Source organism: Deltaproteobacteria bacterium, from assembly GCA_016874735.1.
Classification (GTDB): domain Bacteria; phylum Bdellovibrionota_B; class Oligoflexia; order Oligoflexales; family CAIYRB01; genus CAIYRB01.
Map to the genome: position 1 here is coordinate 175,037 of VGTI01000004.1, position 6,935 is coordinate 181,971.

Below are 6,935 nucleotides of genomic sequence, written 5' to 3' on the forward strand. Positions count from 1 at the left end.
ACCTAGGCGATATCTAAAAACCTATCCGCGATCGGGGCGTCGTAATGGCGCCTCAGTAGAGTTTGTAGACTGTCCGTTAATAGCTCCGTGCGTCTGAGGTGCTGATACCAAAATCGAGCTGCAAACTTCGACGCCTCCCAATAGTGTTCCTGACCCTCAGCGATGATTCGACTTTGGTCAAACAGTTTATTCACCAGGGGACGTAAATGACTATCACCAACCTGATTTAGAAGGAAAGTTGCTGCAACGATAACTTTATCAATCTCGGCCTGGAACTCGAGCTCAAGCCTTGAAACAGAGCGACCTACCATGGTGCGATTCGCGATCAGATGAAAATGACTTACCTCCTCTACGATTACGCAGAATTCGTCGAGGTTAGTATCCGTCAAATTTGCCAGGGGATCCTGCATGCGCAAGGGATGACAAATGGAATCGCTCAGGTGGATTCCAATGTAAATTTCATCGCTGCCGAGGTCTGAAGCCACATAAACGCTCCCCCTAGCGGCAGGATGATCCAGACGAAGCAGCTCACCCTTTATTGCAGCCTCGACCCAGCCGTCTGAAATCACGTGGTGAGAGGCCCGAGCCAAAGGTAAGAATCCGTAGTATTTACTGAGTTCGATCTCTATCTGATCGACAATCCTTCCGATCGCCGCGTCACCATTCATTGACGTTCTCGGAAAGGAGTTTGTATGGGGGTGATCCCCACATCTCGCAGCATTCTCAACAGACGATCTGAATTCTTTCGCGTCCATCTGTCGTAAACCGCCAATATATCTATTGGCTTAGCGGACCCTGGCGTCTCAGACACTTCTGCCACCACCTCGACTAAATCACCGAATTTATCGGCCAAGTCTTCGTAGATACAAGAGAAATGTTCCTCGCCATGGCGCTCCCGCATGAGACTAGCAACGTTTGTGTAAGCAGATGACCCGAGGGAGATATAGTAATTTAAATCAAAGGCCTTACGATTGAAATAATCCTGAAAAAACCCTGCCATATAGAGACTGCTGTCCCCAAGGTACTTATATATGCGAGCCCGGTGGGCAGGAGGTGCTTCTAGGGCTTCTTTCACCATAATGGCCAATGGGGTATCGAATGCATCCAATTCTCCAGTGCTAGTTGAGAGCTTGTTTGGAGCAATGAACTCGCAAAGTAAGTTGACTACGTAGAATTCGATATGATCGCTAAGATCGACGCGTTGTTTTGCGACTACCGCGGAAACTCTTTCGCGGAAGAACTCTTGCGCGTTTATCGTTAGCTCCAATTGCCGCTCGCCCATGCCCCCTCCCTCACGCCTTAAGGCGCGAAGCCTTAACAAAACACTATTTAGTTTATATTCTCCCCTTAATTGGCCGGCCAGTCAACAGCTACACCCAAACCGTCATTTCGTGTATCGGCAGATCCGATTAGGTACTTTAGGAAAAAAACTTAGACATTCCTTAGAGCAAATAATAAGAAGGATTGGATGGTTACACGATCCTGCGGTGGATACGGTATTGGAGCACCATGGTAGGACAACGTGAAGACAAAAATCTGCGGTCTGACGGAACCACTTCAGGGGATAAGCTTGGTCTTGAAGAAATCGTCCATCTTGCGAACAAGATCGGGCTGGAATTCGCACATGCTAAGCGTGAGGCTGAGCGTCTTGAGCTGCTAAAGCCCACAGTCCGCGCTAGGATTGCCATCAGACTCGACAACGGGGAGATCAGTGAGGTCAAACTCAAAAGACTTACTGAAACTGACCCCGAATATATCGAATTCTTAGACAAGCTAGTCAACGCTAAAGGTGAATCCGAACGACTCCGAATCCGTTACGAATCGTATAAAAATCTTTTCGAAGCTAAACGCAGTCTCCTGAGTTACCAAAAAGCCGAGATGAAACTAATTTAGCGCGGCATTGTTTTTGCCTTACCTTGAAGCGTTGATACGCGCTGCTTGACTTCATTCAATCGAGCTATGAATTCCGGATCAGCTGCAGCCTGGCGGCGAAAATATTTGTAGTACTTGAGGGACTTTTCGCGGTCTATATTTTCGTAGGTCTTTCCTAATAAATAATGCCCCTCAGTAAGTCTTGGTCGCAAACGCACGGCCCTCTCAAGATACGTGATCGCTTGCTGATTCTTGCCGTGATCGAGAGAGTATCGTCCGAGACCTAGCAAAGCTCCTGCGAGTAATGGCTGCTCCTTGAGTGCCTCGCGATAGGCTCGCGCTGCACCCTCGTAGTCATTGAGCTCGTATAGTACGTCGCCTTCAACACTGTTGTAGTAGGGTCTCGAGGCAGCGGCGATTTGCTTTTTTGCGGTAGAAACCGTCACCAATGCCTCTTTTGGTCGTTTCAATTTCAACAAGGTTCGCGCTGCGATAATACCGCTTTGATCATCATCCGGGGCAATTTTCTGTAACTCTCTAGCGATAGTGAGAGCCTCGCTGTAGTATCGAATTTTGAAATAGCTCCATGCCAGAGGCTTGAGTGCTCGGATGTCTCCCTCGCGTATTTTCAACGCCTTCTTGTACCGAAAAATAGCTTCAGCATACTTATCCTGTGCACGGTAACCTTCACCGAGGTAGTAATTTGCGTCAAAGTCCTTCTCAAACTTGGTCATAGCTTTTTCAAGGTGGCGAACGGCTCCCTTGTAATCTCCCATCTTGACTGAAACCATGCCCAAATTACGGTGAGCTGTCAGATTCTCGGGATTTTGACCCAGTGCCCTTTTGTAGGCGTCAGCTGCCTCCCGGAGAAGACCTTCACGTGCGTACTGGTTGCCTTGAGCCACGTAGCTCACACGCTCCGGCGTTACACAGCCGGTCAAAAATGAAGACGCAACAATTACTGCTTTGACGAATAGTCTAGTGAGCGATCCATCAAGGGCAATGGGCATAAAGGGAAAGCTCCCACGTTACCTTTAGTTGGGAATAGATAGACGTGAGTATATTGTACCGTACTTTTCGGCTTTAAACTCGGCCTTGGGCTAGACAACATCATTCAGCGATATAGTACTCTTCAAATAGCGACCAGCAGCGCCCATTTCTTGAGTAAAACGAAAGCATGATAGCTTTCGTGGTCCATTCTTTGTAGTTAGCCGTCTTGTAGCTATAGTAGCGAAGGTCTAAATTTCCCGCCTTACCCGTCACTAACCCGTCAGGAACAGGCATAAAGTCATCCAGGTAGTAACATTCATTTGGTGAATTGCGCAGAAATGGCAAAAAGGTTGGGTCGACCCCTCCAGTAGATACCATTGCTCTGCATGAAATCGTACTGCCGGCGACCAAGCCAACCAACAAAAACGATTTAGCAATTAATGGTTTCATTTTACGCCTCACCTAGTGAAGGTTAAACTTCACATACAGGTGATTCGGCATGCCGATTGGAAACTTTAGCAAAAAAATTTAGTTGAGGCGCCATTTAGTGAAACTAATATATCTATTTTCAGCGCTTTACATCTGTGGGTGCCAGTCCTTACAAACCACAAAAACCAAGTCGAACTGGTACCAATTGCAACAAGTCTCAAAGTCGGATTGCTTCTCATGGCCGTTAAGAGAGGGGGACCTACGCATCGATCACGTAATTCCCGTCAAAGGTAGCAAATCAGGCCTTCTAGTCAGTGGACTGCGTCGTAACAGCAGTCCATTTGCTTACTTTGCACCCTTTCAGACTGATAAACCTGAGCCGGAAGATTTTGAGTCGTTTCAATTGACTCAAGGGGAGCAACTGATTGGAGCTCATAGTGGGCAGGGGCAACTCATCATCGCCTCTGCCATCAATGGGGACAGCGGTTCAAAGCTCGTTCTTCAAAGTTTGACAGCCAAACGCGTTCTGCTAGAACACAACTTTTCCTCGCAAGAAATATTGGATGGAGAACTGATATCCAGCCGCAATGGATTTTGGCTTTTACTCAAAACCTCGAATCATCGATCCAATGCTGTTTTCGTCGCGCTCAATAACGGACGCTATACCGTGCACCCAATTTCCAGCCAGAGCTGGCCTAACCACCCCACGCTCATACCCAGTGGCGCTGAGGCAACTGCCTTAGTCGTTTGGCTCGACGACGACTCGCCCCCCAAAATTCACACCCAAGCTCTCCGCGAGTCTGGCAGCGTTATGCCCGAATCAATATTACGCAATGGAATCAGAGACCTGGAGGTATACGCGGCAACTGCTAGAGATCAACGGCTCTACATTGGTTTAGTCGAAGGTGACACCATGGTCGGAGAGGCCCACTTGAGGGTGAATGTTTTTCGACTTGCAGACACTGGATTCACCCTCGAAAAGTCGGTTAAATTTGCACTCAACGATGTCCACACCTCTGCGCCCCTTTTTCTCGATGCTAGCGGTGGTTTAGAGCTGGTTCTTTTGAATTGGATTGACGAGGAAAGTACTATTGCGCGATACCAAATCGGGTCGCTACTCGGGTCTAAACCACGTTTTTCTGGCGTTTTTTCCACAGGTATGCGCATCATGGGGCACTTGGCGTCTCCAACTGAGGGCGACTTTGTTGTGACACGTCATCGTTCCGGACCACAGTGGACCTTTCAACAATGTCGCATCTAAAAAGAGACTTTCGTTGACTACAATCACACAAGTTCGTTCATCAAGCATACTGTCTACGTTTAAACTGTTCGCCTCGGACATAAAAATTATACACAGTATTTTTGCCATGCCCTTTGCAGCTGCTGCGTTTTTTTTGGGCAACCTACCATGGCCGACTCCAAGGCAGATTATGCTTCTTTTATTTTGCATGGTTACGGCTCGCAGCACTGCGATGGGAATGAATCGTTACCTTGATCGGCACATCGATCACGAGAATCCCAGAACCAGGAATCGCAAGATTCCCAGCGGTGAATTGAGTGCCAGTGCGGGTCTAGGCTGGTCACTTGTATCGGCTGCCATTTTTATCGGGTGCGCCGCAAGCCTCAGCCCTCTGGCCGGCTACTGTGCGATACCGTTATTGGTGATTCTGAGTTTTTACTCACTCATGAAGCGAGTGAGTATGCTTACACACTGGTATCTCGGGATATGCTTGGGACTCGCCCCAGTAGCGGTCTCAATTGCTATGATTGGCACCGCGCATGGGGCGGTGCTCCTCGTTGGTGCGTCAGTATGCCTGTGGACCGCAGGGTTTGACATAATCTATGCCCTACAAGATCAGGGCTTTGACCGAGCAAGGGGGCTACACAGTATCCCGTCCCGATACACCCCAGCGGTATCGATAGACATCAGCCGCATTTGCTTTTTATCAATGATTGTTTTGCTTTCAGGCGCAGGGTTACTCTCAGACCGTGGGCAGATTTACTACCTTGGCGTGGCAGCTATTGCTGTTCTGCTAGCTTACGAGCATTTTCTCATCCGCGATGCGAAGCTTACGGGTCATTCCAACAACCTAAACCTGGCATTCTTCAACATGAATGCTTATATCAGCGTCATTTACTTCGCGTTCACTGTGCTGGATGCAGTAGTGCGATAATCAGTGGAATAATATGGAAAAACGAATTCTTATTGCCGTGACTGGTGCCTCAGGCTCTATCTATGCAGAGCGACTTGTTGATGTTTTGCGACAAAGGGTGGACAGAGTCTATCTTCTGTTTTCTGAGACTGGTGCTAAAGTTGTGCGTCATGAGCTTTCAGCACACAATGACGGTTTTTCGCTGGCTAAGGCAGCTGCCGGAGAGCTCGAGCCCGCGGATCGACCTGTGGTCAGGTTGCTAAGAAATGACGACTTATTTGCTCCAGTCGCCAGCGGGTCGTCCGCCCCTACGGCTATGGTGATCCTGCCTGCTTCGATGGGTTGCATCGGACGGATTGCTCACGGCGTGTCTGGCAATCTCGTCGAACGCTCAGCCGATGTTTGTATGAAACAAAAAAGACCATTGATCATTTGTCCTAGAGAGTCGCCCCTAAATGCAATCCACCTGCGGAATATGCTCGAACTGGCAAATCTGGGCTGCCATATCGTGCCAGCCATGCCGGGATTCTACCAACGACCTGAAAACATAGGTGAATTGGTCGATTTTATGGTAGGGAGGGTGATGGAGTGCCTGGGAATGGAGCACGATTTATACCCCGCCTGGAACTCAAGAATGCGGTGATCCCGTCTCAAAGGGAGGCAACAGATCGGTATGTTACACTTTTTTGCACTTTGGACCCTGACGGCCCTGGCCTTTATGATTACTGCATACGTAGTCCCTGGATTTCAGGTCAGTGGCTTCCTTTCAGCCTTAACGGCCGCTGCGATTTTCGGATTGGTTAATGCGCTAGTCCGGCCGCTTTTAGTGTTCCTTACTTTTCCAATCACACTTGTTACGCTCGGAGCCTTTCTACTGGTCGTAAATGCACTATGCCTTCTCATTGCGAGTGCCATGACACCGGGGTTTGAAATCAAGGGATTTGCAGCCGCGATGTTTGGGTGGTTGGTCCTGTCTCTAGTTTCATGGGGACTTAATCGACTGGCTCTAGCCCTGTGAGTTTACTTTTAAGCTCGATCGCTAGGCCGGATTGGGGGCAAGCTCTTCAAACTCGCCCAACCGTCTGTTTTTACGGACGTTATCCCACGAGAATATGCGTCCATTCATGGCTAGGTAGACTCCTACCGGAAGAGTCTGCACAAAGGCCACCGCGCTACCCATATTGAACAATCCATCTGAACTACCGAAGGTGAACGGTACCATGGCACCAGTGAGTACCACTGTCTTATTGAGACCCTGCAGTCCCAAATTTCTAGCGGTCTCGACCATGGTGTCAGTGCCGTGAGTAATAACGATCTTATCCTCGCGACAATTTTTACAATTGTTCACGATAATTTCTCTGTCCTCGGCGGTCATTTCAAGGCTGTCGACCATCATGAGGGTTCTGATTTTAATTGGTAACTTGCAACGCCCTAGACTCAGAATTTCTGACACATGCGTATCGCCGAATACCAAGGAACCATCCAACTCAT

At 48.7% G+C, this 6,935-nt stretch carries 10 protein-coding genes; 5 read left to right on the plus strand and 5 right to left on the minus strand.

Going from position 1 to position 6,935, the window contains the following annotated elements; all coding sequences use genetic code 11:
* Window positions 1-2: 2 nt before the first annotated feature.
* The gene (locus FJ146_04725) at window positions 3-668 is read right to left on the minus strand and encodes a hypothetical protein (protein MBM4251250.1); all 666 of its coding nucleotides are present in this window, start codon (window positions 666-668) and stop codon (window positions 3-5) included.
* Window positions 665-1,282 carry a hypothetical protein gene (locus FJ146_04730; protein ID MBM4251251.1) on the minus strand — a complete coding sequence of 206 codons (618 nt, stop codon included), beginning with the start codon at window positions 1,280-1,282 and terminating at the stop codon, window positions 665-667. Before FJ146_04730 ends, FJ146_04725 begins: the two co-directional genes overlap by 4 nt.
* Window positions 1,283-1,509: 227 nt before the next feature.
* On the opposite strand from FJ146_04730, the gene FJ146_04735 reads away from it, so the two are divergent.
* Window positions 1,510-1,893 (plus strand): hypothetical protein, encoded by a 384-nt coding sequence (locus FJ146_04735; protein ID MBM4251252.1) that lies wholly within the window; start codon window positions 1,510-1,512, stop codon window positions 1,891-1,893.
* Here FJ146_04735 and FJ146_04740 read toward each other — a convergent pair.
* Both FJ146_04740 and FJ146_04745 read right to left on the minus strand, forming a co-directional pair.
* Entirely contained in the window at window positions 1,890-2,882 is a 993-nt protein-coding gene (locus tag FJ146_04740; GenBank protein ID MBM4251253.1) for a tetratricopeptide repeat protein, read from the minus strand. The two genes, FJ146_04735 and FJ146_04740, sit on opposite strands and share 4 nt — an antisense overlap.
* A 100-nt stretch (window positions 2,883-2,982) precedes the next feature.
* Window positions 2,983-3,312 (minus strand): hypothetical protein, encoded by a 330-nt coding sequence (locus FJ146_04745; GenBank protein ID MBM4251254.1) that lies wholly within the window; start codon window positions 3,310-3,312, stop codon window positions 2,983-2,985.
* A gap of 184 nt (window positions 3,313-3,496) precedes the next feature.
* Here FJ146_04745 and FJ146_04750 point away from each other — a divergent pair, with 184 nt between their 5' ends.
* The 4 genes from FJ146_04750 to FJ146_04765 are packed head-to-tail and all read left to right on the plus strand — an operon-like array spanning window position 3,497 to window position 6,462.
* Window positions 3,497-4,552 carry a hypothetical protein gene (locus FJ146_04750; protein MBM4251255.1) on the plus strand — a complete coding sequence of 352 codons (1,056 nt, stop codon included), beginning with the start codon at window positions 3,497-3,499 and terminating at the stop codon, window positions 4,550-4,552.
* Window positions 4,509-5,465, plus strand: coding sequence for a 4-hydroxybenzoate octaprenyltransferase (locus tag FJ146_04755; protein MBM4251256.1), 957 nt, complete (start codon window positions 4,509-4,511; stop codon window positions 5,463-5,465). The genes FJ146_04750 and FJ146_04755 overlap by 44 nt, the downstream gene beginning before the upstream one ends.
* A 13-nt stretch (window positions 5,466-5,478) precedes the next feature.
* A complete protein-coding gene (locus FJ146_04760; protein MBM4251257.1) occupies window positions 5,479-6,087 on the plus strand; it encodes a UbiX family flavin prenyltransferase in 609 nt (202 codons plus the stop codon).
* A gap of 30 nt (window positions 6,088-6,117) precedes the next feature.
* Window positions 6,118-6,462, plus strand: coding sequence for a phage holin family protein (locus FJ146_04765; protein MBM4251258.1), 345 nt, complete (start codon window positions 6,118-6,120; stop codon window positions 6,460-6,462).
* 21 nt (window positions 6,463-6,483) lie between these two features.
* On the opposite strand, the gene FJ146_04770 is transcribed toward FJ146_04765, so the two are convergent.
* Window positions 6,484-6,935: asparaginase (locus tag FJ146_04770; GenBank protein MBM4251259.1), on the minus strand; the 452-nt coding region annotated here is incomplete at its 5' end.